The sequence below is a fragment of the Flavobacterium sp. genome, from assembly GCF_040383245.1.
Lineage (GTDB): Bacteria > Bacteroidota > Bacteroidia > Flavobacteriales > Flavobacteriaceae > Flavobacterium.
The window spans coordinates 61,719-87,017 of sequence record NZ_JBEIDX010000008.1 but is presented as its reverse complement, the minus strand read 5'-3'; the positions used below and the strand labels follow the sequence as shown (position 1 = coordinate 87,017).

Sequence of the window (25,299 nt, the reverse complement as noted above, 5' to 3'; positions counted from 1 at the left end):
TAATTTATATTAATTTAAAAAATAATAAATTTTAATTTGAATATTGATAAAAATTAATTGTTTATTAAAAAATATAAATACATTTATATCCAAATTATTAAATAATTTAAGATGAAAACTAAAGTATATTTATCCTTAAAATTCTTCAAATTTTAAGCTGGATTATGTTTTTTTTTGCACTTGGAGTTGTAATCGGTGTTATTTATGGGAATAAAACCGGAAATCACTCGCTGGGTATCGCCACAGGATTGGCCGTTGGCGTTGCTTTTGGATCGATTTTTGACTTAATAAAAAAATGAAAAAGTTTCTAATTAAATACCGAACTGAACTAATCGTTGGGGTATTGGTTTACTTATTTTATCTCTTAAGGATTTATTTATTACAAATCATTGAAAAAATGTAACTTGCGCTAAATTATTTACCAAATCTATAAAACATGAAGAAAATTTTACTTTTTATATTTTTTATTAGTTTGCAGATGGCCTATGCTCAGCCTCAAATTAATACTCCGTCTAATTACACCTTATGTGACTCTAATAATGATGGAATAGAAAGTTTTAATTTGTTTAGTAAAAACGCAGAAATACTAGGAAACTTATCGCCAAACATGTATTCTGTAAGCTATCATTTAAGTCAAACTGATGCGATTGCAAATAGTAATGCTTTGCCAATTACTTATATAAGTTCTTTTTCTGGTCAAATTTTATTTGTAAGAGTTACCGAATTTAATAACCCAAGCAACTTCTCAACAACAACTTTAGGACTAATAACTAATCCAACGCCTGTTGCGAATACAATAACAGCCTCATTTTGCTACAACCAACAATGTTGGGATTTAACTCAATTTATTCCAGCTATTACCAATTCAAGTCCAAATAGTGGTTTAGGGGTTACATTTTTTTATACACAAGCAAATGCGCAATCAAACACCAATCCAATTCCAAATCCTAGCTGCGTATACAGCATGACTACTACGCCTACTATTAATTATTATTATAATGTAACCAATACTATTACCGGTTGTTCATCAGTAGGGACTATTAATGCACAAGTAATTTCTAATTGCTCAACTATTAATTGTATACCGCCAACATCTGTAACAGCAGTAAATATATCACAAACCAGTGCTACAATTAGTTGGGCCAACACAGCTCCAACAGCATCAAATAGTTATGAAATTGCAATTGTGCCTCCTGGTTCTCCAATACCAACACAAGGAATTGTTGTATCAACAAATCCTTATGTAATTACAGGATTAAATTGTACTACAGACTATCTAGTATATGTAAGAACTATTTGTTATAACAGTGCTACAGGCCCTCAAAATAGTGCTTGGTCAACTCCTTTTACTTTTGCAACCTTAGCTTGTGCTCCACAATTTGGACAGCCACAAGGGTTTTCAAGTTGTACCGATACCAATCAGGCTTGTTTTAATTTAACCGATAATAACGATGATATTATTGGAACCATGAATCCTAATGATTACACCATCACCTATCATGCTTCTCCAAGTGAAGCGGAAGCCAATGTAAACCCATTAACATCTCCTTATTGTGTTGGTATAGGAAATACTGCAATTTATGGAAGAGTTTCTTATAACAATGTTCCAGGGCAATATTTTACAACCGTATTTTATATTAATGTTTATGCTTATAATTACAGTCAAACTCTAATTCAACAAATGGAACAATGTGATGACGACAGTAATGGATCGATAGTGTTTAATTTAACTTCGGTTCAATCACAAATAAATAATCAAGGAACACTTCAATATTTTGCTAATCAACAAGATGCAGAATCGTTAACCAATCCTATTGCTAACCCAACGGCATACTCTGTAGCAGTTCAATCTGCACTAATTCCGATTTTTGTGAGAGATGTAATTACAGGATCTTGCGATATGATTTATTCGTTTAACCTAAGAACTTTTTCTAATTGCAATAATGCGTCTATTTGTAGTCAAGCAAATTCTTTGTGTTCTGCCTTAGGAATTCCATTTTTAAATACAACTAATTTACCTTCGACAGGAGCCGTAGGATGTTTAACCACTACCCCAAACCCAACTTGGTTTGTTATGCCAGTGAATCAAGCAGGAAACATCCATTTAATGATTCAACAAAGTACCGATATTAATTTTAGCATGAATAACTTAGATGTGGGTTATGCCGTTTTAGGGCCTTTTACAAATCCAACAACTCCATGTAATGGACAAATTATTTCAAACAATGTAGTAAGTTGTAGTTATGTTCCTAGTAATGTTGAATATCCAGTTATAAATAATGCCCAACCTGGACAATATTATTTAATTATGGTAACCAATTACAGTAACCAACCAGGATATATTAAAATCACTGAAATTTCTAGTTCAACTACCGGTGGAATAAATTGTAGTGGTCTAAGATTAAATGCATTTTTAGACCTAAATAATAATGGAACAAAAGATGTTGGAGAACAGAATTTCCCATTAGGCCAATTTCACTATGAAGTGAATAATAATGGCATTACACATCATATTACAAGCCCTACTGGCGTATATAATATCTATGACACCAATAGTGCCAATTCTTATGATTTAAGTTACTCCATTGATACTGCTTATGCAGGACTTTATAACATTTCAACTGCCGCTTACAATAATGTGAATGCTGTTTTAGGTGCTGGAATGATTACTTACAATTTCCCAATTACAGTTGCGCAAAGCTATACTGATTTAGTCACTACATTGGTTCCTGTAAATGCTCCAAGACCGGGATTTATTTATGAAAATAAAATTATTTACACCAATCTTGGTAATCAAAATATAGCTTCTGGAAGCATCAATTTTGTTAAAGATCCAAATGTTACTATCACTTCTGTTTCTCAAGCTGGTGCAACCCTACTAGCTAATGGATTTAGTTATAATTTCACCAACTTGGCACCATTTGAAGTGCGTATTATTTCTGTTTTTATGCAGATCCCTACAATACCTACAGTTACTGCAGGACAATTGCTAACTAACACAGTTACTATTAACCCAATTGCTGGAGATGTGGTACCTGCAAATAATACGAGCAGCTTATCGCAAATAATTGTAAATGCGTACGATCCAAATGATAAAATGGAAGCGCATGGGGAAAGAATTCTTTATAGTTCATTCACTTCTAATGACTATTTAACATATACCATTCGATTTGAAAACACAGGTACTGCAAGTGCAATAAATGTAAGAATTAATGATGTATTAGATTCAAAATTAGATGAAACTACATTAAGAACGCTTAGCTCCAGTCATTCTTATGTTCTTGATCGAGTAGGAAATACACTTAACTGGAAATTTGACAATATTATGTTACCGGTTTCGGTAGCAAATACATCAATTGGAAAAGGATATGTAACTTTTCAAATTAAGCCAAAACCTGGATATGCATTAGGAGATATCATTCCAAATACAGGAGCAATTTACTTTGATTATAATCCCGCAATTATTACTAATACCTTTAACACCGAATTTGTAGCCCAGCTTACAGCAGACGAATTTTCTAGTACTAACTTAGCTGTTTATCCAAATCCTGCAAATGAAGTAATTACAATCCAATTGAATTCAAATAGTTTTATTAAACAAGTTCAGTTAATTGACATGCTAGGCAGAGTGATTAAAAAAGAAAGCTTTGCAACAAATAACTATTCTGAAACTATGAATTTAAAAGAGGTAGGAAGCGGAACTTATTTTGTTGAAGTTACCACCGATTCAAATAAAAAAGAAACTAAAAAAATTATTGTAAATTAATTTTATACTAATTAATAAGCTAAAGGTTGTCAATATTGGCAGCCTTTAGTTATTATAATAGCCCTTGTTTTTATTGAAGACAAAGAAGTTATTCTAAACTCAAATTCATTTCAATTGAAACCTTGGGGCTATGAAATCTTTGAATATTAATACTGCTAAAATGAAAGAATTATTAAATCAAACCTACGGATCAATTTTTGAAGAAGCGCTTTTGACCGAAATAGAGCAAGTAGCTTTGTTAAAAGAATTTAACGAGGGCGATATAATAATTGACTTTGGAGATAAAATATTAAAAATGCCGTTGTTGCTTTCAGGGGCAATAAAAATATTGCGCGAAGATTTTGACGAAGGCGAATTACTACTTTATTTTATTGAAAAAGGAGACACTTGTTCCATGTCGATGACCTGCTGTATTGGAGAAACCAAAAGCGAAATTAAAGCAGTAGCAGAGACAAAAGGCAAGGTAGTAATGATTCCGGTGATGTACATGGAATTATGGCTAGGAAAGTATAAATCATGGCGCAACTATGTCTTTAATAGTTACAACAACCGATTGAAAGAAATGCTTAATGCAATTGATAGTTTGGCGTTTATGAATATGGATGAACGCTTGCTCAATTATTTATTAGAAAAGTCGAAAATTAATAGGTCCCGCGAAATAAATGCTACACACCAAGATATTGCTTATGATTTAAACACCTCTAGAGTTGTAATTTCAAGGTTGTTAAAAGCGCTAGAAAACGAAGGAAAAATAAAACTGCACCGCGCTTATATTGAGATTGTAAAATAGTAACAATATCTTATTTGCTATTTTTAGTTATTGCAATTTTATTTTAATATGTTTGTAATCAATCAAATAACTAGTAAACTAATCTACATTTTAAAAATGAAAAAAACAATTGCCCTAATTGCCTTGTCATGTACACTTTTTGTTGGATGCAAAAATGAAAGTGCAGAAAAAGAAAAAATTGCTCTAGACAACATTAAATCCTATACAAAAACATGGGATTTAGTAGTTAATGAAGGAAAAATTGATGTGTTAGACACTGCCTATGCATAAAACATTGTTTTACACACAGTTCCAGAAATTAAAGGAATCGCAAAATCAAAAGCCTATTATGCCAATTTTGTAACCGGATTTTCAAACAGACAATTTATTGTAAAAGACATGTTTGCTCAAGGTGATAAACTTACCAAATATTGGGAATTTAAAGGAACACATACCGGAGATTTCATGGGAATTCCTGCAACTGGAAAAACAATTGATGTAGAAGGTTGTACTATTGCTAAAATGGTAAATGGTAAAATTGTAGAAGAAAGAGATTTCATGGACAACATGGATTTCCTTAAACAATTAGGACTTATCAAATAATAACTTATTTGCCAAAACTAAAAAAAGACTGTCTTTCGGCAGTCTTTTTTATTATTATTTTATTAATTATATAAAATAAAGGTCTAATTTATACTATATGCATAAAAATATAACATTTACCCCCTATTTTTTTATATTTTTTATTTATATTTTATAAGTTTTTATAATTTTACCCCATAATTTTAGGGGGTAAATTAATATTTAACTTATGAAACTAGAAAAACGCTGGATATCTGCTTTTATCATTATAACCTTTGTTGCACTATTAGGTTTATTTTGGCCTCATAAAAATGCTGGAGTCGATTTTATTTCGATTAAAAACATAAACTATGCTGATGTAGCTTGGTTACTTACTGCCTCCTGCCTAGTTTTATTAATGACTCCGGGCCTTTCTTTTTTTTATGGCGGAATGGTAGGTAAGAAAAATGTAATTTCTACCATGCTAAAGAGCTTTATTTGCTTAGGAGTGGTGAGTTTGCTTTGGGTTACAATCGGTTTTAGTTTGTCCTTTGGTGCGCCAATTGGCTTTACCATAAATAATGCCTATTATGGAATTATTGGAAACCCATTAGATTTTACTTTTTTTGATCAAGTAGAAGTTTTGCCTCACAAATCGCTAGCGCCTACAATTCCATTTATATTATTTGCATTATTTCAAATGAAATTTGCCGTGATTACCCCAGCAATCATAACAGGAGCACTAACAGAACGCATTCGATTTATATCCTTTTTATTATTTATTTGTTTGTTTACCTTATTAATTTATGCGCCGTTATGCCACATGATTTGGCATCCACAAGGTCTATTAGGAAACTATTTTGGTGTTAAAGATTTTGCCGGAGGAACTGTTGTGCATATGAGCGCAGGTTTTGCAGCGCTTGCTGGAGTTCTAGTTTTAGGGAAGCGTAAAAAAAACGAACACATTCCAACAAATATTCCCTTTGTGCTTTTAGGAACAGGATTACTTTGGTTTGGCTGGTTCGGATTTAATGCGGGTTCTGCATTAGCTGCAAATGCCACTGCGGCAATGGCGTTCGCAACCACCACAATTGCATCGGCTTCGGCCATGATGACTTGGGTGTTTTTAGACCGATTAAAAGGAAGAAAGGTATCCGCGCTTGGAGCTTGTATTGGTGCAGTAGTAGGATTAGTTGTAATTACTCCAGCTGCTGGATACATTACCATTCCTCAAAGTATCTTTTTTGGATTTATTGGCGCTATCGTTTCAAATAACATGGTGTATTGGAAAAAACTAAAACAAATAGACGATACCCTTGATGTTTTTGCCTGTCATGGAATTGGCGGAATAATGGGAATGATTCTTACTGCAATTTTTGCTCAAGGCGAAAACGCAAGTTTATTACATGGTGGTATTAGTGTTTTTGGACACCATATGATCGCACTAATATTGGTATCAGTATTTACTTTTGGTGGAGCCTATTTACTTTTCAAAATAACCAATTTTATGATTCCGCTTCGTGTTACCCAAGAATCAGAAGAATTGGGTTTAGACCAATCCCAACACGGAGAAAAATTTTAGCGCCATCTTTATTTATTTAGTTTATTTTTGTCTTAACGGATTAACTTTAAATACTTAATAAATAAATTAAATAAACATGAAAAAATTACTATTACCTATTTTACTATTGGCTATTCTTCCTTTATATAGTCAAGATAATAAAAACGAAATTAATTTAGTAATAAATAATTGGCATAAGGCGGCAAGTGTAGCCAATTTTAATGATTACTTTTCTGCATTAACTGATGATTCCATTTTTATTGGTACGGATGCTACCGAAAATTGGAACAAAACGGAGTTTGAAGCATTTGCAAAACCCTACTTTGAAAAAGGTAAAGCATGGAATTTTACCCCAATAGAAAGACACATCTATTTTTCTGAAGATAAAAAAACCGCCTGGTTTGACGAGTTATTAGATACTCAAATGAAAATTTGTAGGGGATCGGGAGTGCTGGTTAGAATAAACAATACCTGGAAAATCAAACACTATGTGTTGTCAATGACTATTCCGAATGACAATACAAATGAAGTTGTAAAAATTAAATCGCCTTTGGAAGATGCCATTATTAAAACAAAGCCGAAATTATATTAAATAAAAAGGGGGAAATTGCTTTCCCCCTTTTTGCCCCAAATCTACCATAAACTTAACCTACTAATCTCATGGTTGAACAAATATATGCCCATAAGGATTTCATGTCAAAATAAAATTGTTCAACGACAGTAAAAATCGTTGAAATGCACTTTATTGTAGATTTTAGTATGCTCTGTCGTTTTTTCCTTCGTAAAAATTCATAAATGCTCGACCAACTACACGATTTCCTCCAGGAGTTGGATAATCTCCTGTAAAGTACCAATCTCCAAGATTTTTTGGACACGCTTCATGTAGTTTATCTATACTTTGGAAGATGATTTTAACCTCTGCTTTTATTGATTCAATCTTTAATAGTTTTGCTATTTTATCCGATATTTCAGTATCGGAGAATGGTTCGTATATTTTGGTAACATAATTTACTAATTGAGCATCAGGTAAATTTTCTTGCTCTTTGCATTTGGTATAAACCTCATCAACGATGTGATATAAATTTCTTTCTTTTAGCAAAGCTAATGCCGCCTGAAAAGCAATTAATCCTTCTAGTTTAGCCATATCAATACCATAACAATCAGGATATCTAATTTGAGGAGCAGAAGAAACTACCACAATTCTTTTAGGATGTAAACGATCCATCATTTTAAGAATACTCATTTTTAATGTTGTCCCTCTCACGATGCTATCATCAATAATAACCAAATTATCTGTAGGTTTTATTACTCCATAAGTCACATCATAAACATGAGCAACTAAATCGTCACGACTGCTGTCTTCGGTGATGAAAGTTCTTAATTTCGCATCCTTAATGGCTACTTTTTCGGTTCTAATTTTAACAGATAATATTTCTTCTAACCCTTCTTTAGTAAGTGTTTTTCTGTTATTTAAAATAAATTGATTTTTTCTTTGGTTTAAAAAATCATTCGCCGCTTCTACCATGCCGTAAAATGAAGTTTCTGCCGTGTTTGGTATGTAAGAAAAAACGGTGTTGTCTGTATCGTTATTTATTGCATCTAAAACTGCTGGAAGAATTAATTTTCCTAGGTTTTTTCGTTCTTGGTAAATTTCGGCGTCGCTACCTCTAGAAAAGTAAATTCTTTCAAAAGAGCACGCTTTTTTAACTGTTGGAGTATTTATTTCTTTTACCGAAACGGTGTTGTCCTTTTTAATAATTAATGCATTGCCTGGCTCTAACTCCACCACATCTTCAAAAGCAACATTAAACACAGTTTGAATAACAGCTCTTTCCGATGCAACCACTACTACCTCATCATCTTCATGAAAATAAGCAGGGCGAATTCCGGCAGGATCTCTTAAAACAAATGCATCGCCATGACCTAATAATCCAGCCATAGCATAGCCTCCATCCCAGCCGCGTGAAGCGCGTTTCAAAATTTTAGCAATATCTAATTTTTCAGCAATTACCGTGGAAGATTCTCTCTTATTTAGTCCATTATTTTTACATTCTAAATATAAATCAATTACTTCTTCGTCTAAAAAATGACCAATTTTTTCCATTACAGTAACAGTATCTGCCATTTCTTTTGGATGTTGCCCTAACTCAACTAAGCTATCAAAAAGTTCTTTAACATTAGTCATATTAAAGTTACCAGCAACAATAAGGTTTCGGTGCATCCAATTGTTCTGTCTTAAAAAAGGGTGAACACTTTCAATGTTATTTTTTCCGAAAGTTCCATATCTAACATGACCAATGAATAACTCTCCTATATAAGGTAAGTTTGCTTTCTGTAGGGCAACATTATCAGCATATTCTGGATGCAAGGCCATCTCACTATTAATTCGATCATTAATTTGAGCAAAAACATCTTGAATTGGTTGTGCATCATTAGATCTTACCCTACTAATGTAACGCTCCCCCGGTTGTACATCTAATTTAATTGATGCAAACCCAGCTCCATCCTGACCACGATTGTGCTGTTTTTCCATTAATAGATACATCTTTTGTATCCCATAAAAAGCTGAACCGTACTTTTCTTTATAAAATTCTAACGGTTTTTTTAATCTTAAAAGGGCAATACCACATTCATGTTTAATTGCGTCACTCATTGTATTTGTAGTTTAAATCTGAAAAGCTTATAAAGTTTAAAGCTGCTCAAGTGTTGTGTTGTTTGTTATATTGCAAATTTAAATAAAAAATGCCCCGAAATTTCGAGGCATAAATTTATTATAATTCTATATCAAATTGCGTTAAAGATTTAAATTGTTTTAATCTTTCTTTAACTTCCAACTTATTTAATGATTCCATTCTTTCGGTTCCAAATTTTTCTACACAAAAAGAGGCTAAGTTAGACCCCTGAATGATAGCATTTTTCATATTGTTAAACGAAATATTTTCGCTTTGCGCGATATATCCAGAAAAACCTCCAGCAAATGTATCTCCAGCTCCTGTTGGATCAAAAACCTCTTCTAGTGGTAATGCAGGAGCAAAGAAAACCTCTTTATTGTGAAATAATAAAGCGCCGTGTTCTCCTTTTTTAATTACTACATATTTTGGACCCATTGTATGGATTTTAGCCGCAGCTTTAACTAAAGAATATTCTCCTGATAATTGACGTGCTTCTTCATCATTAATAGTAATAACATCAACGCGTTTAATTACATCTAACAATTCGGGCAAGGCACAGTCCATCCAAAAATTCATAGTGTCTAAAACCACCAATTTAGGTTTAGAAGCCATTTGATTTAATACTCCAGTTTGAACAATTGGATGTAAGTTACCTAACATAACCACATCGGCATCTTTATAATCTTGAGGTACTATTGGATTAAAATCTGCTAATACGTTAAGTTCTGTAATTAAAGTATCTCGAGAGTTTAAATCGTTATGGTATTTACCGCTCCAAAAAAAAGTTTTTCCTCCTTTAACAACTTCAATTCCAGAAATATCGATGTTTCTTGAAGTTAAAAGATTTAAATATTCTTGAGGAAAATCTTCTCCAACCACCGATACAATTGCAGATTTTACATTAAAATGAGAGGCAGACAAACCTATATAGGTTGCGGCTCCGCCAAGTATTTTATCTGTTTTTCCAAACGGGGTTTCGATAGCGTCAAAAGCAACGGTACCTACTATTAAAAGTTTGTTCATCGTTTTTTAAATTAAAAAGGCAAAGATAGGTTTTAGTTTAGAAGTTTAAAAGTATAAATATTAAAACTTAATTTAAAAAAGCACTATAGTTAATTAGTGTAAATAAAAAACACAAAACAACATTAATAGTTTATTAATCACTACATTTATATGCAATTCACACTTTTACAAATATTTCTAATTTTTTTACTCGTTTTTGTGTAATAATAATAAATAATACTTCTCAATTAATACTAAACATTTGTAAAATGATACATCGAGGAGAAATAATTAAGAAAGCGGTTTACAAAAGTGGATTTTCAATAACAGAATTAGCTAAGAGGCTAGGAAAAAGTAGAAGATGGGTTTACCTCATGTTTGAAAATCCGAGCGTATCTTTAGATGTGGTTCTTGAATTAGAAAAAATCATTCATTATAATTTCAGTATAGAAATTAAAGAAATAAGACCTTCTATGTTGGGATTAATTGAACCCGCTTCTAGCGGACAAAATGAAAAACATTCAGATGAGTATTGGAAAAATAAATACTTACGCTTACTTGAAGAATATAACGATCTTTTAAAGTCAAACAATTCTAATTAAGTTACTTACAGCAACTTCTCTTCTTCATTTTCATAAAACACATCTACAGATAATTCACTTAATCCGGTAGCATAAACGGCAAGTTCATCACAACGCTCGTTTTGAGGGTGATTGTTGTGCCCTTTTATCCATTTAAAATCTACTTGGTGTTTTCGATATGATTTTAGAAATCGTTTCCACAAATCGGGATTTTTTCTATTGGCAAAACCTTTCTTTTCCCAACCAAGAACCCATTTTTTTTCTACAGAATCTACAACATACTTAGAGTCAGAAATTACCAATACCTTCATATTTGGATTTTTTAATTTTTCCAAACCTACAATTACGGCTAGCAATTCCATTCTATTGTTTGTAGTTAATCTAAAACCTTCATAAAACTCTTTTTTGTGCGGAGTTCCAACCAATTCCATAACTACACCATAACCTCCGTTTCCTGGGTTTCCTTTGGCAGCACCATCTGTATATATGTGAACTTGATGAGACATTAAAATTAGGTAGTTAGAAGTGATTCAATTACTTCTGGAAAGTATTGATGTTCTAAAACATGGATTTTGTGTGCAATGTCTTCAGCGGTTTTGCAATCTTCAATTTCAACTGATTTTTGAAAAATAATGGCACCTTCATCGTAATTTTCATTTACATAATGAATGGTGATGCCTGTTTCTTTTTCTTTATTTTCTAATACAGCTTGATGCACATTCATTCCGTACATTCCTTTTCCGCCGTATTTTGGCAATAATGCAGGATGTATATTAATAACTTTATTAGGAAAGACCTTAATGATTGATTCGGGAAACTTCCATAAAAAACCTGCCAAAACAATTAAATCGGGGGCGTCATTTGTTACTTTATCTAAAACTTGCCCTTCATTAAATTCTGTTCTAGAAAAAACTTCTGTAGGTACATTTAAGTTATTTGCTCTTTCAATAACTTGGGCTATAGGATTATTTGTATATACTCTAACCACCTCAATTTTATTGTTTTCTTGACAATGTTTGATGATTTTTTCAGCATTTGTTCCAGAGCCCGAAGCAAACAATATTATTTTTTTCATTATAGACACTTTCAGTTGTGCAAAAATAGAGAAGTTTTATTTTAAATTAGTAATATATTAATCTTAAATATTTTGATAATTCAATTATAATAAATGTATTATAAAAAAAGAAATTGTATAATAAAACACAATAGATGAGTGGGTTTAATTTTATTTTTTTAATTTCGTACTTATTATTTATTAACTAAAAAGGTGGTTTTAAAATAAAGTTTTTTATTTTTGCCAACAATTTAAATTTTAAAATTAAAGATTATGTCAGACATTGCATCAAGAGTTAAAGCGATTATCGTAGACAAATTAGGCGTTGACGAGAATGAAGTTGTAACAGAAGCAAGCTTCACAAATGATTTAGGAGCTGATTCATTAGACACTGTGGAGCTTATCATGGAGTTCGAAAAAGAATTTGATATTCAAATTCCAGACGATCAAGCAGAAAATATTTCTACAGTAGGTCAAGCTATTTCATACATTGAAGAAGCAAAAAAATAATAACTCAAAAGCCCGTATGCATATAATGTATACGGGTTTTTATTATTATTAAAAAATTTAAACTAATTTTGATTGAATTTCAATCACACAATATTGAAATACCCTTGTCTCTTTAAGCTTAATGATAAAGAAAACGGGGTATTATTTATTTAAAATACTATTAAAAAAAATTATATGCAATTAAAGCGTGTTGTTGTAACTGGTCTTGGTGCGCTAACTCCAATTGGAAATTCCATTCAAGAATATTGGGATGGTTTAATTAATGGAAAAAGCGGCGCTGCTCCAATAACTTATTACGATACTGAAAAGCATAAGACCAAATTTGCTTGTGAAGTAAAAAACTTCAATATTGAAGATTACATGGATCGTAAAGAATCTCGCAGATTAGATAAATTTTCACACTATGCAATTGCATCAAGTGATGAAGCCATTAAAGACGCGGGAATCACACAGGATAATGTAAATAAAAATAGAGTTGGTGTAATTTGGGGTGCTGGAATTGGCGGATTAGAAACTTTTCAAGAAGAAGTTTTATACTATGCTAAAGGCGATGGAACTCCAAAGTTCAACCCGTTCTTTATCCCAAAAATGATTGCAGATATTGCTCCAGCACACATTTCAATGAGAAATGGATTTATGGGGCCTAACTATACAACGGTTTCTGCTTGTGCCTCCTCGGCAAATGCAATGATTGATGCTTTTAACTACATTCGATTAGGAATGTGTGATGTAATTATCACTGGAGGATCTGAAGCAGCTGTTACTATTGCTGGTATGGGTGGATTTAATTCTATGCACGCCTTGTCAACTAGAAATGAAAGCCCAGAAACGGCTTCTCGCCCATTCGATGCAACTCGTGATGGATTTGTTTTAGGAGAAGGTTCTGGTGCAATAGTTCTTGAAGAATACGAACATGCAAAAGCGCGTGGAGCTAAAATATATTGTGAAATTGGAGGTGGCGGAATGTCTTCTGATGCTTACCATTTAACTGCACCACATCCAGAGGGAATTGGTGTAATTGCTGTAATGGAAAACACACTAAGAGATGCGGGTATGGCTCCTGAACTTGTTGATCACATCAACACTCACGGAACTTCTACTCCACTTGGAGATGTGGCCGAATTGAAAGCTATTAGCCATGTATTTGGAGATCACGCAAAAAAGATCAATATTAATTCTACAAAATCCATGACTGGTCATTTACTTGGTGCTGCAGGTGCTGTTGAAGCTATTGCAGTAATTTTAGCAATGAAACATGGAATTGTGCCTCCTACAATTAATCATACTGTAGTAGATGAAAACATTGATCCATCTCTAAATTTAACACTTAATTCACCTCAAAAAAGAGAAATTAAAGTTGCTATGAGTAATACATTTGGATTTGGTGGACATAATGCATGTGTTTTATTTAAAAAATTAGAAGACTAAGATTTCATGCGATTTCTTCCCAAAATATTTTCTAAAAATTCCCGTCCTACAGCAGGCGGGAATTTTTTTGTTACCATCGAAAATATTATCGGATTCAAACCTCAAAACTTAAAATATTACCAAAAAGCTTTTACCCACCGTTCGTCAAATCTTATTGATGAAAAGGGATTGCCAATAAACTACGAGCGTTTAGAATTTCTAGGAGACGCTATGCTAAGCTCTGTAATTGCTGCTCATTTATACAAACAAGTGCCTACTGGAGACGAGGGTTATTTAACTAAAATGCGTTCGAAAATTGTAAGTAGAGATCACTTAAACGAATTAGGACGAGATTTAAATCTAATCAAATTTGTAGAAAGTAAGGTGCCACCACAACACTTTGGAGAAAATATTCACGGCAACCTGTTTGAGGCGTTAGTAGGTGCAATTTTTTTAGATAAAGGATACTTAGGCTGTGAACAATTTATTCATAAACGAGTAATTATTCCGTATGTAGATATTGCACGATTGGAGGGAAAAGTTATTAGTTATAAAAGTTTGGTTATTGAATGGTGCCAAAAAGAAAAAAAACATTTTTATTACGATGTTTTTGAAGACAATGGAATTGATGGAGAACGTTTTTTTGGAGTGAAATTAAGTATCGATGAAAAAGTAGTAGCTAAATCGAGAGCAACCTCTAAAAAGAAAGCAGAAGAAATTGCTTCGAAAAGAGCCTATTTCGCATTTCAAAAAAAAATTAACTCTATTTGAAATAAATCAATAAAACTATAACGTTTTCGTTCATAAAATAACGTTAATCTAACATGGTATAAGGATTTTGAGTTTCTAATAACACTATATTTACAACTTATTTTGGCAACAAATGGCTGTTCATAAAATAAATATTGAAGATTTTGAAGAAGACGATTATTATGTAATTGCAATTCATACTTCATTAGAAGATTATCGATTGGCTTATTTTTTAAATAGGGAACTTGCTATCGGATTGGCTAAATGTAAATTGGATATCCCTTCACAAGTTAAAAAAGTAAAATCTTCATTTTCAAGATTTACTTTTGATGATGAACAAAAATTGATTCTTTGGGATTTAGTACAAAATAAAAATGTAGTAGAAACAAAGGAAATAGAAACAGAAATCGATTTATTTTCAAGTGCAAAAAGTACTTTTTCTACAGCAACCTATTTATTACCAGAGTATAAAAAAGTAGATTTCTTTATTAAAATTGAAAATGCAGAAAGCGAAATTGATTTAGATAAAGTAATTTCAAAAATAAGTAAAATTGACGCTATTAAACTAGTTTATAGTATAGCCAAAGAAAATATAAAATCAAAAAATAATTTAATTTTTTAAAAAGATGCCAACTAGAAAAAAGACTAAAATTGTAGCCACACTAGGTCCAGCTTGTAGTTCAAAAGAAGTGATTAAAGAAATGATTGATGCAGGAGTAAATGTATTTCGTATTAATTTTTCTCATGCCGATTATACTGATGTAAAAGAACGAATTGATATCATTCGGGAATTAAACCAAGAATGTGGGTATACAACTGCAATTTTAGCCGATTTACAAGGCCCTAAACTTCGTGTTGGGGTAATGAAAGAAGATGTTGTTGTGAATCCGGGAGATATTATTACTTTTCAAACTGCAGAAGATGTTCCAGGGACAAAAGATAGAGTTTACATGAACTATTTAGAATTTCCTAGAGATGTAAGGCCAGGAGAAAAAATTCTTTTAGATGATGGAAAATTGATGTTTGAAGCGCTTGAAACTAATGGATCAACAGAAGTAAAATGTAAAGTTATTCAAGGAGGTCCATTAAAATCTAAAAAGGGTGTTAACCTCCCAAATACAAAAGTTTCATTGCCAGCTTTAACCAAAAAAGATGTCAAAGACGCACTATTTGCAATTGAGCAACAAGTAGATTGGATTGCGCTTTCATTTGTAAGAACACCAGCTGATTTAGAAGAATTACAAGATTTAATTGCTAAAAATTCTGATCATAAAATTCCAATTATTGCCAAAATTGAAAAACCAGAAGCAGTAGAAAATATTGATAAAATCGTTGCTTTTTGTGATGGATTAATGGTGGCTCGTGGTGATCTTGGTGTAGAAATTCCAGCTCACGAAGTGCCTTTAATTCAAAAGAAGTTAATTCATAGAGCTAAAACAGCTAGAATTCCGGTTATTGTGGCAACACAAATGATGGAAACTATGATCACTAGCTTAACTCCAACTCGTGCCGAAGTAAACGATGTAGCCAACTCGGTTATGGATGGAGCAGATGCAGTAATGCTTTCTGGAGAAACTTCGGTAGGAAACTATCCTGTTCAAGTTATTGAAAAAATGACTCAAATTATCGAAGCAGTTGAAGATTCACCTCTAATTACCGTACCTCAAAACCCACCTCATGTTAGAACAAAAAGATTTATTACAAAATCTATTTGTTACCATGCAGCTATAATGGCAAACGATATTAAAGCAAAAGCAATTTGTACATTAACAAATAGTGGGTACACTGCTTTTCAAATTTCTGCTTGGCGCCCATCGGCACATATTTTAGTCTACACATCAAATAAAAGAATATTAACTCAACTTAATCTGCTTTGGGGTGTAAATGCTTTCCTTTACGATAAATTTGTTAGCACAGATGATACCGTTGATGACATAAACCAAATTGCAAAAGAAAATGGTTATGTGAAAAAAGGAGATATACTTATTAACCTTGCTGCAATGCCAGTGGTTGATAAAGGAATGGTAAATACCTTGAGAATTTCTGAAATTAGTTAAAAATTAAGAAATTATTTACCGCCGTATTTTATTTTTCTTAATACCCGCATTACTTCTTTGAAGTTAGTATAGGCCAAATTATTATTATATGATTTTATTAATGATTTGGCTTCTATTAATTTTTGTTTGGCATCATTAAATCCATTGAGATAACAAATCATAAAGGTTGAGGCTAAATTTTCTAGATCTACCTTTTCCCTATCCGAGAGCTCTAATCCTTTTGTCAATTTATTTAATAATGATAAATTTGAATTATAAATATGATGCAATACTTTTCTATTGTATTGTGGCGGTTCAAATAACATTTCTGTTTCTATTTTATAATAACCATTATCATAAAAGGAAATTTTTTGTTGCTCTAACGGATAATAACTAGTTTTATCATTTAGCCCAAGCGGAAGGTATTCAATTATAGTAAAAGTATTTTCGTTATAAAAAATTTCCACTTCATCTTGAGTCGAATAAAATAACTTTACTTGCTCATTAATTAACTCTATATCTACTCTACTGAAGAATGTTTTATCTCGAACCTTTTTAGGAATTCCAGCCCAACAAATCACAAACAATTCTTTGAATACCTTGTATTTAGAAAACATGTCTTTATGCCTATTCTGAACAAAATCAATAACGCCATCAAGAGTATCCCCAATACTGTTGCGCGAATTGTTTTCAATGCTAATTACCGTTTCAACATTTTGTTTAGAATACGGTATTTTTTCTTCGGTTGGAATTGAGTTACTACCTCTTCGAACAAAAACAGTTTGTGCCGGAATAGTGTATATATTTTTCTTGAAGGAAGAAGTTTTAGACTTAGGTTTGATGGTTACTAAACCAACTACTTTATCTTTTGGTAAATTAGGAAATGGTACATTTTCATATTGAATTTTGGGAGGATTTTCTAAATAAGCATTGACTAAATTTTGAATACGACTGTCGTCAAAAAAATCATCTCCAGTAATTTCATTATCTTGATCCTCAACCCCAACTATTATGTAGGAATTATTAAAAGGATTTGAATTAGATAATGCGCAAATGTGTTTTAAAAACTTAGCTTTGCCCTCTTTTAAATGTAAATTCAACTGCCTTTTTTTGTCATAAAAACTACACTCATCATTGTGAGCAAGTAGGTTTTTTATAAGAAGGCGTTTATTAAGCATTTTTTATGAAATCACTTTTAAGGAACTTTATTACCCATACTTTCTGTCCAAATGGCGAACCAATCTATCGTATCTAAATCAAGTTCAACCGCTTTCATCAATGCCTGAATTCGAGCAATATTTACAGTTCCAGCAACTGGATGTATTTGAGAAGGATGTTTTAAAACCCAAGCTAATAAAATGGTATCCGAGCCTACGCCGTATTTGTCCACCAAATTAACTAATAGTTTTTTAAGTCTTCTCGTTTGTTCAATGTCTTCTCTAAAAACGGTTCCAAGTGGATTCCAAGACATTGGAGTAATACTGTGTAATTGCATATAATCTAAGCTTCCATCTAACATGGCCTGATGATGCGTAGCTGAAAACTGTATTTGATTGAAACTTACTTCGGTTTTACTTCGAATTAAATCCGTTTGAGAAGAAGTAAAATTAGACAGTCCAAATGACTCAATTTTTCCCTGTTTTTTTAATTGTTCAACTGCTTCTGCAATTTCATCGGTCACCATTAAAGGGCTTGGACGGTGCAACAATAAAACATCTAAATAATCAGTTTGAAGATTTTTGAGTGAATTTTCTACCGACCAAATGATGTACTCTTTTGAGTAATCATAATGTTTTATAGTATTAGCTCTTCCATTTGTATGTTGTATTCCGCATTTGGAAATCAATTGTAGTCGATCTCTATTAATTTGGCTTTCGCCAAATGCTTTTCCAAATTGTGCTTCGGTTGTATAATCACCATAGATGTCTGCATGATCAAAAGTGGTAATTTCATTTTCAATGCAAATATTGATCAAATGCACCATCTCTTTAGTGCTCAATTTTTTGTCCCAAACACCCCAATTCATAGTTCCGGCAATAATGGGCGATAATGAAGTTTTCATGTGATTTTTATTAGAAAGTTTAAAATTACTAAAACAAAATCATAAATCATCCTTAAAAATCGGATCTAAAGGCAAGTTTTAACGCATTATTAACATTACCTTCCTGATAAAATTTTCATTTTTGAAATGTTAAAATTTTGAACCTTTAAAATACTATAAAAATAGAATTTATGGAAGAAAATGTTGCTGCTTTAGACATTAGAGCAATTAATGAAAAAATAGAAAGAGAAAGTGCGTTTATCGACTTACTTACCATGGAAATGAACAAAGTAATTGTTGGTCAAAAGCACATGGTAGAACGCTTATTAATTGGACTTTTAGGCCAAGGACACATCTTGCTAGAAGGAGTCCCTGGATTGGCAAAAACCCTAGCTATAAACACCTTGTCGCAAGCAGTTCATGGTAGCTTTAGCAGAATTCAGTTTACTCCCGATTTATTGCCTGCCGATGTAATCGGAACCATGATTTACAACATTAAAGCCAATGAGTTCTCTATAAAAAAAGGACCAATTTTTGCTAATTTCGTTCTTGCCGATGAGATCAATCGTGCTCCTGCCAAAGTCCAATCGGCTTTGTTAGAAGCCATGCAAGAAAAACAAGTTACCATTGGCGACACTACTTTTAAATTAGACAAACCATTTTTAGTACTTGCAACTCAAAATCCAATTGAGCAAGAAGGAACCTATCCTTTACCAGAAGCGCAAGTGGATCGTTTTATGCTTAAGACCGTTATCGACTATCCAAAAATGGAAGAAGAACGAATGGTTATTCGTCAGAACTTAAAAGGAGCTTACGAAAAAGTAAATCAAGTAGTTTCTGTAGAACAAATCTTGCGTGCTCAAGAAGCTGTTCGTGAGGTATATATGGACGAGAAAATTGAAAAATATATCTTAGATATCATTTTTGCAACGCGTGCTCCAGAACAATACAAACTAGCTCATTTAAAACCATTAATTAGTTTCGGTGCTTCTCCTCGTGGAAGTATCAACTTGGCAACTGCCGCTAAATGTTATGCATTTATCAAACGTCGTGGTTATGTAATTCCAGAAGATGTTCGTGCTGTAGTTCATGATGTATTGCGTCACAGAATTGGAATAACTTATGAGGCGGAAGCAGAAAACATAACTTCAGTAGATATCATCAACAAAATCGTAAACGAAATAGAAGTTCCTTAATTTTTGTTCAAAGTTTAAACAAATAAATGGAAACGAAAGACCTCCTAAGTAAAGTCCGAAAAATTGAAATTAAAACCCGAAGATTGAGTGATCACATCTTTTCGGGCGAATACCATACGTCGTTTAAGGGACGTGGTATGACATTTTCTGAAGTAAGACAATACCAATATGGAGACGACATTCGTGCTATTGATTGGAATGTTACTGCACGTTATAATGAAGCACATGTAAAAGTTTTTGAAGAAGAACGTGAACTTACCATGATGCTTATGGTTGACATTTCGGGATCGGAAAGTTTCGGAACAAAAAACCAACTAAAAAGCGAAATAGTTACAGAAATTGCTGCAACTATGGCATTTTCGGCAACTCAAAATAATGATAAAATTGGCTTGATTTTGTTTTCTGATGGCATTGAATTGTATATTCCGCCAAAAAAGGGAAAATCCCATGTGTTGCGAATCATCCGTGAATTGATTGAATTCCAACCGAAAAGCAAGAAAACCGATTTATCGCAAGCCCTTAAATTTTTATCGGCAACGCAAAAGAAAAAAGCAATTGTATTTCTAATTTCCGATTTCATGGTGGAAGAAGATTATGAGAAAACGTTGAAAATTGCAAGTAAAAAACACGACATCACAGGAATTCGCGTGTATGATGTTCGTGAAGAAAAAATGCCAAATATTGGAATTGTAGAAATGGAAGATGCTGAGTCGGGTGAGATTGTAGTTGTAGATACGAGTTCAAACAGTGTTCGTATGAACTATGAAAAAAACTACCACGACAAAGTAACCTATTTCAAAGAAATATTTTCTAAATGTGGATCGGGTACTGTAAATACTCGTGTAGATGAAAGTTATGTAACCAAATTATTGGGTTATTTTAAATCAAGATAATAGAATGAAATTAAAATTATACATAATATTTTTTCTAATCACTTCATCACTTTTTTCTCAAAAAGTCACGACTTCTATTGACACAACTCGAAATAAAATTGGAGCTGAATTTAAAATAACTTTGAAAACTTCGGTTACCAATAAAGACAAAGTAATTTTCCCGAAAGCAAAAAATTTTGGTGCATTAGAAGTAATCAATTCCTATAAAATCGATACGGTAAAAACCAACGATAAATGGGAATTAATTAAACAATATGGTGTAACCCAATTTGATACAGGAAGATTTACGATTCCAAGAATAGCTGTTCTTATTAATGGGAAACCATCTTTTTCGGATAGTTTAAAAGTGGAAGTTTTTAATGTAAAAGTAGATACATTAAAACAAAAAATGTATGACATTAAAGACGTTGCACAGGTAGAAACATCTAGCAATTGGTGGAAATACCTGTTAGGGATTTTACTATTAGTTGGTATTGCGGTCTTGGCCTATTGGTTAATCAAAAAATACCAAAACCGTCCACAAGAAGAAGAACCAGTTTTTACCTCCCCAATTGAAAAAGCAACTTCGCTTTTACAACAATTAGAAACGAAAGAGCTTTGGCAAAAAGGCGAAGTAAAAGGATACTATTCAGAGCTTACTGATATTGTTCGAAATTATATTGAAGAAGAAATCGAAATTCCGGCGATGGAAAGCACCACTTCCGAACTTATTACCGAATTGAGAAGAGTGGCAAATCTGAAGAAATTAAAATTATCAAAAGAAACTTTAGTGAATCTAGAAAAAGTTTTAATGCAAGCCGATTTAGTAAAATTTGCAAAAGTAAAACCATTAGATTTTGAAATTGAAGAAGATAAAAAACGAATTTCTAGTACAATAGTTACCATTCATAATTCAATTCCGACCGTTGTAGAAGAAACCGATGAGCTCGAAGCTTGGAATGAAAAACAAAGAGAATTAGCTCGAATTCAAAAATTAAAAAAACAAAAGCAAGTACGAATTATCATCACCGTTGGTGTAGTAGTTGCCCTAATACTGATTTCTTTAATAACATTGATTTATATTAAAGGTTGGGATTATGTTAATGACAATATTATTGGTCACCAAACCAAAGAATTAGTTGAAGGAGAGTGGATTTATAGTGAATATGGAAATCCGGGCGTGAAAATTGAAACTCCAAAAGTTTTAAAACGAATGGATGCTTCTAAAATGTTACCTAAACAAACTTATGCTGTATTAAAAGAAATGCAAATGTTTGGCTACGGAAGTATGTTCGAATCATTCAATATAGTGGTTTCTACTGCTAAATTCAAACAAGAAACCGAAGTAAATTTTGACACCGTTCTTGAGGGAAATACCAAATCTTGGGAGGCTATGGGAGCACAAAACATTCTTTTCAAACAAGAAGAATTTAATACAGATAAAGGGATTTCGGGAGTAAAAGCTTACGGAACAATGGTAATGCTGGATAAAGTTCAAAATAAAAGCCAGAAGTTATATTACGAAATCTTGTTGTTTAAACAAGATGGAGGTTTACAACAAATTGTTGTTTCTTATAAGGAAGGAGACGAATACGGTAAACTTATTTTAGACCGCATTATCAATTCGGCAGAACTAAAAAATGACAGCGAATAATGGATAAAGTTACTTTTTTAAATCCGGAGTTTTTTTGGTTGTTTTTAGTACTTCCAATTGCAATAGCCTGGCTATTCTTTAAACGCAAGCAACAATCGGCGACATTAAAAATAAGTTCAATAGGTGGTTTTAAATCTACTAAATCAATTTTAGCAAAATTAAAACCCTATTTAAATGTATTAAGAATTATTGCGTTAAGTTCATTGATAATTGCTCTGGCACGACCACGAACAGTTGATATTAGTAACCAAACTAAAACTACCAAAGGAATTGATATTGTTATGGCAATCGACCTTTCAAGCAGTATGTTGGCCAAAGATTTACGCCCAAATAGAATGGAGGCTTTAAAACAAGTAGCTTCCAACTTTGTTGACGCAAGACCAAACGATAGAATTGGAGTTGTAGTTTATGCTGCTGAGGCCTACACAAAAACTCCTGTTACTAGTGATAAAGCAATCGTAAAAGAAGCAATTAGCGATATTAAATACGATAAAGTATTACAAGACGGAACCGGAATTGGAATGGGTTTAACCACCGCTGTTAACCGATTGAAAGAAAGCAAAGCCAAAAGTAAAATCATTATTTTACTTACAGATGGAGTAAATAACGCAGGTTTTATTGAACCTGAAACAGCATCAGAAATTGCAAAAGAATACGGAATTAAAGTATACACCATAGGATTAGGATCTAATGGAATGGCCGAATTTCCTTATGCGTATGCTCCTAACGGAAGGGATTTTCTTTACAAAATGATGCCGGTTGAAATTGATCAAGAATTAATGAAAACCATTGCAAGAAACACTGGAGGTAAATATTTTAGAGCCTCTAGCAATAGTAAATTGGAAAGTATTTACAACGAAATAAATAAATTGGAAACTACCGAAATAGAGGAGTTGAAGTTTTATGATTACGACGAAAAATTCAGGCCATTTGTATGGATTGCAGGAATTTTATTGTTGCTTGAAATTGTATTAAGAAACACCATTTTTAGAAGTTTTATATAAGCGTATGTTCGAATTAGAAGAAAAAGGGTATTTGTATCTGTTATTTGTTGTTCCAGTATTGGTGCTTCTATTTTTGTATATACAATATTGGAAAAGAAAAAAACAAGCAGCATTTGGTGATTTGGATTTGATAAAAAAATTAAGCCCAGAAAAATCAATTTTCAAACCCGTTCTTAAATTCTCATTAGTTTTATTAGGGTTAAGCTTTTTAATTTTGGCTTTGGTTAATCCAAAAATGGGTGTTAAAATTGAAAAAGTGAAGCGACAAGGAATTGATATTGTTTTTGCAATTGATGTTTCAAAAAGTATGCTTGCAGAAGATGTTGTTCCCAACCGTTTAGATAAAAGTAAGCAATTGGTTTCCCAATTGATAAACCAATTAGGAAGCGATAGAATTGGAATTATTGCCTATTCTGGAAGTGCTTTCCCGGTATTGCCAATGACATCTGATTATGCGGTAGCTAAAATGTTTTTACAAACCATGAATCCGGGGATGATTTCTTCTCAAGGGACCTCGATTGACGAAGCTATAAATTTGGCTGCAAATAATTTTTTTGATAAAAAAGACAAAACCAATAAGTTGTTGGTTATTATTTCTGATGGAGAAGACCACTCAGATAATGCTCAAAATGCAGCAGAAGATGCAGATAAAATGGGATTGAAAATAATTTCCATTGGTGTGGGAACTGAAAAAGGGGGGGCAATTCCATTAAAAAGAAATTGCGTTGTGGAAAGTTTTCAAAAAGACCAAGACAACCAAGTCGTAATAACCAAAAGAAATGCTGAAGTATTATCAGTAATAGCGAAAAGCACCAAAGGTGGCTATGTAGACGGAAACTCTACTAAAGCAGTGATTGATTATGTAAAAAAGGTGTTGGATAATACTCAAAAAACGGAGTTTGAAGGCGCGATGATGGCTAATTATAAATCGCAATTTCAATGGTTTTTGGGATTCGGATTTTTCTGCTTGTTTTTGGATGTTTTCCTAACGGAAAGAAAAACCAAATGGGTTCGAAAAATGAATTTATTTAATGAGGAAAAAGAAAAATAGAGAATAAAAAAACAGCTTATTTTCTGATTTAGAAAAAATGAAAAAAACAATAACATATTTAGTAATTCTAATTTCTTTGATTGCTCAAGCGCAAGAAAAAGATAAATTTTTGCCGCAAGGAAATGAAAAATTTGCAGACAAAAATTATGCTGATGCTGAAGCTGAATATCGTTTATCTCAGGCAAAATTTAAAAAGAAATCAATTGCTTCCTATAACCTAGGGACCTCCATTTACAAACAGAATCAAACTGCTGAAGCTAAATATCAATTTGCAAAAGCGATAAAAGACGCTAAAACAAAAGCAGAAAAACATCAGGCATTTCATAATTTAGGAAATTCGTTTATGAAAGAAAAAAATTATTCGAATGCCGTAGAAGCCTATAAAAATGCATTGCGAAACGATCCAAATGATGAAGAAACTAGATATAATTTTGCTTTAGCAAAAAAAATGCTAAAAGATAATCCACCACCAAAAGAGCAAGACAAGAAAAAAGACAAAAAGAAGGATAAGGAGAAAGAAAAGGAAAAAGATAAAAACAAAGACAAAAACGACGATAAGAAAGATAAAGGCGACAATAAAGACAAGGATAAAAAAGACGGTAAAGATAAAAAAGACAAACAAGACAAAGGCGATGGTGAAAAACCACAGCCGAAACCAAGTGGAGCATCCAAGCAGCGAATAGACAATTTATTGGATGCTGTAAATAATGAAGAGAAAAAGGTACAGGAGAAAGTAAATGCTCAAAAAGTGCAAGCCAATCCGAAGAAACCAGAAAAAGATTGGTAACAATTAGAATATAAAATTAGGAATT

Annotated in this window: 25 protein-coding genes; 19 read left to right on the top strand and 6 right to left on the bottom strand. The window is 32.4% G+C overall.

Features of this window, described 5'->3' with window-relative positions; translation table 11 throughout:
• The first annotated feature begins 164 nt into the window (after window positions 1-164).
• From ABWO08_RS05335 to ABWO08_RS05305, 7 genes are all read left to right on the top strand, one after another.
• Window positions 165-299 (top strand): hypothetical protein, encoded by a 135-nt coding sequence (locus tag ABWO08_RS05335; RefSeq protein WP_353084059.1) that lies wholly within the window; start codon window positions 165-167, stop codon window positions 297-299.
• Window positions 300-436: 137 nt separating this feature from the next.
• Entirely contained in the window at window positions 437-3,766 is a 3,330-nt protein-coding gene (locus tag ABWO08_RS05330; protein ID WP_353084057.1) for a T9SS type A sorting domain-containing protein, read from the top strand.
• Window positions 3,767-3,926: 160 nt separating this feature from the next.
• Window positions 3,927-4,556: a Crp/Fnr family transcriptional regulator gene (locus ABWO08_RS05325; protein WP_353084065.1), complete on the top strand. Its 630-nt coding sequence runs from the start codon at window positions 3,927-3,929 to the stop codon at window positions 4,554-4,556.
• Window positions 4,557-4,652: 96 nt separating this feature from the next.
• Entirely contained in the window at window positions 4,653-4,826 is a 174-nt protein-coding gene (locus tag ABWO08_RS05320; protein WP_353084056.1) for a hypothetical protein, read from the top strand.
• Window positions 4,827-4,829: 3 nt separating this feature from the next.
• Entirely contained in the window at window positions 4,830-5,138 is a 309-nt protein-coding gene (locus ABWO08_RS05315; RefSeq protein WP_353084063.1) for an ester cyclase, read from the top strand.
• Between the two features lie 208 nt (window positions 5,139-5,346).
• Window positions 5,347-6,678: an ammonium transporter gene (locus ABWO08_RS05310; RefSeq protein WP_353084054.1), complete on the top strand. Its 1,332-nt coding sequence runs from the start codon at window positions 5,347-5,349 to the stop codon at window positions 6,676-6,678.
• Between the two features lie 76 nt (window positions 6,679-6,754).
• Complete coding sequence (locus tag ABWO08_RS05305) at window positions 6,755-7,249, top strand: nuclear transport factor 2 family protein (protein ID WP_353084052.1); 495 nt, start codon at window positions 6,755-6,757, stop codon at window positions 7,247-7,249.
• 162 nt (window positions 7,250-7,411) lie between these two features.
• Here the strand turns inward: ABWO08_RS05305 and ABWO08_RS05300 are convergent, their stop codons facing one another.
• Together ABWO08_RS05300 and ABWO08_RS05295 are read right to left on the bottom strand one after the other, a co-directional pair.
• On the bottom strand, window positions 7,412-9,310 hold the full coding sequence (locus ABWO08_RS05300; RefSeq protein WP_353084050.1) for an amidophosphoribosyltransferase: 1,899 nt from the start codon (window positions 9,308-9,310) through the stop codon (window positions 7,412-7,414).
• A gap of 118 nt (window positions 9,311-9,428) precedes the next feature.
• Window positions 9,429-10,352 (bottom strand): PfkB family carbohydrate kinase, encoded by a 924-nt coding sequence (locus ABWO08_RS05295; RefSeq protein ID WP_353084048.1) that lies wholly within the window; start codon window positions 10,350-10,352, stop codon window positions 9,429-9,431.
• 248 nt (window positions 10,353-10,600) lie between these two features.
• Here ABWO08_RS05295 and ABWO08_RS05290 point away from each other — a divergent pair, with 248 nt between their 5' ends.
• Window positions 10,601-10,933 (top strand): hypothetical protein, encoded by a 333-nt coding sequence (locus ABWO08_RS05290; protein WP_353084046.1) that lies wholly within the window; start codon window positions 10,601-10,603, stop codon window positions 10,931-10,933.
• Window positions 10,934-10,938: 5 nt separating this feature from the next.
• Here ABWO08_RS05290 and rnhA read toward each other — a convergent pair whose 3' ends face one another.
• On the bottom strand, window positions 10,939-11,418 hold the full coding sequence (rnhA, locus tag ABWO08_RS05285; protein WP_353084045.1) for a ribonuclease HI: 480 nt from the start codon (window positions 11,416-11,418) through the stop codon (window positions 10,939-10,941).
• A 5-nt stretch (window positions 11,419-11,423) separates the two neighbouring features.
• Window positions 11,424-11,987, bottom strand: coding sequence for a phosphoribosylglycinamide formyltransferase (purN, locus tag ABWO08_RS05280; protein WP_353084043.1), 564 nt, complete (start codon window positions 11,985-11,987; stop codon window positions 11,424-11,426).
• A 252-nt stretch (window positions 11,988-12,239) separates the two neighbouring features.
• On the opposite strand from purN, the gene ABWO08_RS05275 reads away from it, so the two are divergent.
• From ABWO08_RS05275 to pyk, 5 genes are all read left to right on the top strand, one after another.
• On the top strand, window positions 12,240-12,476 hold the full coding sequence (locus ABWO08_RS05275) for an acyl carrier protein (RefSeq protein WP_019037482.1): 237 nt from the start codon (window positions 12,240-12,242) through the stop codon (window positions 12,474-12,476).
• A gap of 174 nt (window positions 12,477-12,650) precedes the next feature.
• Window positions 12,651-13,904 carry a beta-ketoacyl-ACP synthase II gene (fabF, locus tag ABWO08_RS05270; protein ID WP_353084040.1) on the top strand — a complete coding sequence of 418 codons (1,254 nt, stop codon included), beginning with the start codon at window positions 12,651-12,653 and terminating at the stop codon, window positions 13,902-13,904.
• Window positions 13,905-13,910: 6 nt separating this feature from the next.
• Complete coding sequence (locus ABWO08_RS05265) at window positions 13,911-14,654, top strand: ribonuclease III family protein (RefSeq protein WP_353084039.1); 744 nt, start codon at window positions 13,911-13,913, stop codon at window positions 14,652-14,654.
• A gap of 112 nt (window positions 14,655-14,766) precedes the next feature.
• Complete coding sequence (locus tag ABWO08_RS05260; RefSeq protein ID WP_353084037.1) at window positions 14,767-15,255, top strand: IPExxxVDY family protein; 489 nt, start codon at window positions 14,767-14,769, stop codon at window positions 15,253-15,255.
• Between the two features lie 4 nt (window positions 15,256-15,259).
• A complete protein-coding gene (gene pyk, locus ABWO08_RS05255) occupies window positions 15,260-16,690 on the top strand; it encodes a pyruvate kinase (RefSeq protein WP_353084036.1) in 1,431 nt (476 codons plus the stop codon).
• Between the two features lie 11 nt (window positions 16,691-16,701).
• Here pyk and ABWO08_RS05250 read toward each other — a convergent pair whose 3' ends face one another.
• On the bottom strand, window positions 16,702-17,847 hold the full coding sequence (locus ABWO08_RS05250) for an ATP-binding protein (RefSeq protein WP_353084034.1): 1,146 nt from the start codon (window positions 17,845-17,847) through the stop codon (window positions 16,702-16,704).
• Window positions 17,848-17,864: 17 nt separating this feature from the next.
• The gene (locus tag ABWO08_RS05245) at window positions 17,865-18,731 is read right to left on the bottom strand and encodes an aldo/keto reductase (RefSeq protein ID WP_353084032.1); all 867 of its coding nucleotides are present in this window, start codon (window positions 18,729-18,731) and stop codon (window positions 17,865-17,867) included.
• 170 nt (window positions 18,732-18,901) lie between these two features.
• Between ABWO08_RS05245 and ABWO08_RS05240 the strand changes: the two genes are divergently transcribed.
• The 6 genes from ABWO08_RS05240 to ABWO08_RS05215 are packed head-to-tail and all read left to right on the top strand — an operon-like array spanning window position 18,902 to window position 25,274.
• Entirely contained in the window at window positions 18,902-19,906 is a 1,005-nt protein-coding gene (locus ABWO08_RS05240) for an AAA family ATPase (RefSeq protein ID WP_353084030.1), read from the top strand.
• A 26-nt stretch (window positions 19,907-19,932) separates the two neighbouring features.
• Window positions 19,933-20,799, top strand: a complete 867-nt coding sequence (locus ABWO08_RS05235) for a DUF58 domain-containing protein (RefSeq protein ID WP_353084028.1) — start codon at window positions 19,933-19,935, stop codon at window positions 20,797-20,799.
• A 4-nt stretch (window positions 20,800-20,803) separates the two neighbouring features.
• A complete protein-coding gene (locus tag ABWO08_RS05230; protein ID WP_353084027.1) occupies window positions 20,804-22,432 on the top strand; it encodes a hypothetical protein in 1,629 nt (542 codons plus the stop codon).
• Window positions 22,432-23,436: a vWA domain-containing protein gene (locus ABWO08_RS05225; RefSeq protein WP_353084025.1), complete on the top strand. Its 1,005-nt coding sequence runs from the start codon at window positions 22,432-22,434 to the stop codon at window positions 23,434-23,436. The genes ABWO08_RS05230 and ABWO08_RS05225 overlap by 1 nt, the downstream gene beginning before the upstream one ends.
• 4 nt (window positions 23,437-23,440) lie before the next feature.
• Window positions 23,441-24,487: a VWA domain-containing protein gene (locus ABWO08_RS05220; protein WP_353084023.1), complete on the top strand. Its 1,047-nt coding sequence runs from the start codon at window positions 23,441-23,443 to the stop codon at window positions 24,485-24,487.
• 37 nt (window positions 24,488-24,524) lie between these two features.
• Window positions 24,525-25,274, top strand: coding sequence for a tetratricopeptide repeat protein (locus ABWO08_RS05215; protein WP_353084021.1), 750 nt, complete (start codon window positions 24,525-24,527; stop codon window positions 25,272-25,274).
• Window positions 25,275-25,299 lie beyond the last annotated feature (25 nt).

What these genes read in the sequence shown, in the direction of transcription:
- purN (WP_353084043.1), bottom strand. Translation starts at nt 11,987, where the DNA reads ATGAAAAAAATAATATTGTTTGCTTCGGGCTCTGGAACAAATGCTGAA.
- ABWO08_RS05260 (WP_353084037.1), top strand. Translation starts at nt 14,767, where the DNA reads ATGGCTGTTCATAAAATAAATATTGAAGATTTTGAAGAAGACGATTAT.
- ABWO08_RS05240 (WP_353084030.1), top strand. Translation starts at nt 18,902, where the DNA reads ATGGAAGAAAATGTTGCTGCTTTAGACATTAGAGCAATTAATGAAAAA.
- ABWO08_RS05215 (WP_353084021.1), top strand. Translation starts at nt 24,525, where the DNA reads ATGAAAAAAACAATAACATATTTAGTAATTCTAATTTCTTTGATTGCT.
- ABWO08_RS05325 (WP_353084065.1), top strand. Translation starts at nt 3,927, where the DNA reads ATGAAAGAATTATTAAATCAAACCTACGGATCAATTTTTGAAGAAGCG.
- ABWO08_RS05220 (WP_353084023.1), top strand. Translation starts at nt 23,441, where the DNA reads ATGTTCGAATTAGAAGAAAAAGGGTATTTGTATCTGTTATTTGTTGTT.
- ABWO08_RS05265 (WP_353084039.1), top strand. Translation starts at nt 13,911, where the DNA reads ATGCGATTTCTTCCCAAAATATTTTCTAAAAATTCCCGTCCTACAGCA.
- ABWO08_RS05225 (WP_353084025.1), top strand. Translation starts at nt 22,432, where the DNA reads ATGGATAAAGTTACTTTTTTAAATCCGGAGTTTTTTTGGTTGTTTTTA.
- ABWO08_RS05235 (WP_353084028.1), top strand. Translation starts at nt 19,933, where the DNA reads ATGGAAACGAAAGACCTCCTAAGTAAAGTCCGAAAAATTGAAATTAAA.
- rnhA (WP_353084045.1), bottom strand. Translation starts at nt 11,418, where the DNA reads ATGTCTCATCAAGTTCACATATATACAGATGGTGCTGCCAAAGGAAAC.
- ABWO08_RS05300 (WP_353084050.1), bottom strand. Translation starts at nt 9,310, where the DNA reads ATGAGTGACGCAATTAAACATGAATGTGGTATTGCCCTTTTAAGATTA.
- ABWO08_RS05330 (WP_353084057.1), top strand. Translation starts at nt 437, where the DNA reads ATGAAGAAAATTTTACTTTTTATATTTTTTATTAGTTTGCAGATGGCC.
- ABWO08_RS05245 (WP_353084032.1), bottom strand. Translation starts at nt 18,731, where the DNA reads ATGAAAACTTCATTATCGCCCATTATTGCCGGAACTATGAATTGGGGT.
- pyk (WP_353084036.1), top strand. Translation starts at nt 15,260, where the DNA reads ATGCCAACTAGAAAAAAGACTAAAATTGTAGCCACACTAGGTCCAGCT.
- ABWO08_RS05290 (WP_353084046.1), top strand. Translation starts at nt 10,601, where the DNA reads ATGATACATCGAGGAGAAATAATTAAGAAAGCGGTTTACAAAAGTGGA.
- ABWO08_RS05335 (WP_353084059.1), top strand. Translation starts at nt 165, where the DNA reads ATGTTTTTTTTTGCACTTGGAGTTGTAATCGGTGTTATTTATGGGAAT.
- ABWO08_RS05230 (WP_353084027.1), top strand. Translation starts at nt 20,804, where the DNA reads ATGAAATTAAAATTATACATAATATTTTTTCTAATCACTTCATCACTT.
- ABWO08_RS05275 (WP_019037482.1), top strand. Translation starts at nt 12,240, where the DNA reads ATGTCAGACATTGCATCAAGAGTTAAAGCGATTATCGTAGACAAATTA.
- ABWO08_RS05305 (WP_353084052.1), top strand. Translation starts at nt 6,755, where the DNA reads ATGAAAAAATTACTATTACCTATTTTACTATTGGCTATTCTTCCTTTA.
- fabF (WP_353084040.1), top strand. Translation starts at nt 12,651, where the DNA reads ATGCAATTAAAGCGTGTTGTTGTAACTGGTCTTGGTGCGCTAACTCCA.
- ABWO08_RS05310 (WP_353084054.1), top strand. Translation starts at nt 5,347, where the DNA reads ATGAAACTAGAAAAACGCTGGATATCTGCTTTTATCATTATAACCTTT.
- ABWO08_RS05320 (WP_353084056.1), top strand. Translation starts at nt 4,653, where the DNA reads ATGAAAAAAACAATTGCCCTAATTGCCTTGTCATGTACACTTTTTGTT.
- ABWO08_RS05250 (WP_353084034.1), bottom strand. Translation starts at nt 17,847, where the DNA reads ATGCTTAATAAACGCCTTCTTATAAAAAACCTACTTGCTCACAATGAT.
- ABWO08_RS05295 (WP_353084048.1), bottom strand. Translation starts at nt 10,352, where the DNA reads ATGAACAAACTTTTAATAGTAGGTACCGTTGCTTTTGACGCTATCGAA.